Raw genomic sequence first — 1,055 nt, 5'->3', positions numbered from 1 at the left:
TTAAGTATGTTAGAGATGGTTATTAATGGTGTTTCAACACGGAAAGTAGGCAAGATTGTAGAAGAGCTGTGTGGTAAGTCAGTCTCTAAATCCTTTGTCTCCAATCTAACTAAAAAGTTAGATCCGATTGTGAAGGAATGGCTGAATCGCCCTTTAAATGTCACGTACTACCCTTATATTTACGCAGACGCTATGTATATCAAGGTAAGAGAAGATAATAAAGTCGTATCCAAAGCTGTCTATATCGTGGTAGGTGTCAATAAACAAAATAAACGTGAAATCATTGGCATGGAAATCAGTCATGTCGAGTCGAAAGACGCGTGGTTGAAGGTTTTTGAAAACCTCAAAAGCAGAGGGCTACAGTCACCCAAACTACTTATTTCCGATGCTCATGCTGGATTGAAAGCCTCTGTACCGGAAGCCTTTATCGGGACAAGTTGGCAGCGATGTACCTTTCACTTAAAAAAAGATTTAATTGAGAAAATGCCCAAGAAAAACGTAAAAGAAATCAAACATGAAATGAATTTAATCTATGAAACCGTCGATCCAGATGTCGCCAGAAAACGTAAAGACCAATTCATTGAGAAATATGAAGATAAACATCCAAAAGTCTGTAGATGTCTCGAGGATGGTTTCGAAGATTCCATTCAATATATGAGCGAACCTACAAACTATCATGTACACTTACGAACCACCAACAATCTCGAACGGATTAATCAAGAAGTCCGAAGAAGAGAACAGGTGATAAGAATCTTTCCGAACACACAAAGTGCTGTTCGATTAATTGGCGCCGTGTTAATGGATGTAGATGAAAACTTGGATTTGAAAAGAAGGTATTTACCTAAGAAGAAGATCTCTAATTAACGAGGATTGCGATTGAGCCTCCTGGCGAGTGTGATTTCTACGCCTGGCCGCCAGCTCTTTAAAAAAGAACCGGCGTGCCCGCCAGGCTATCACACCCGCCCTCTCAATCCAATCCAGATGTCAAAGATGAATAGGCTGTTTTACCCGTTGAAATCACTTGAGAGAATTTACACATAATAATGGACTTGACT

The 1,055-nt window shown here is 39.8% G+C and carries 1 protein-coding gene; it reads left to right on the top strand.

Annotated elements, in window-relative coordinates; translation table 11 throughout:
- A partial coding sequence (locus tag KQ486_RS14040) for an IS256 family transposase (RefSeq protein ID WP_216687995.1) occupies positions 1-864 on the top strand: 864 nt, incomplete at its 5' end.
- Between the last annotated feature and the right edge of the window lie 191 nt (positions 865-1,055).

The organism is Allobacillus halotolerans, from assembly GCF_018967645.1.
Classification (GTDB): Bacteria; Bacillota; Bacilli; order Bacillales; family Alkalibacillaceae; genus Allobacillus; species Allobacillus halotolerans.
The sequence above is the reverse complement of the archived record's forward strand: the minus strand, read 5'-3'. Positions and strand labels throughout refer to the sequence as shown.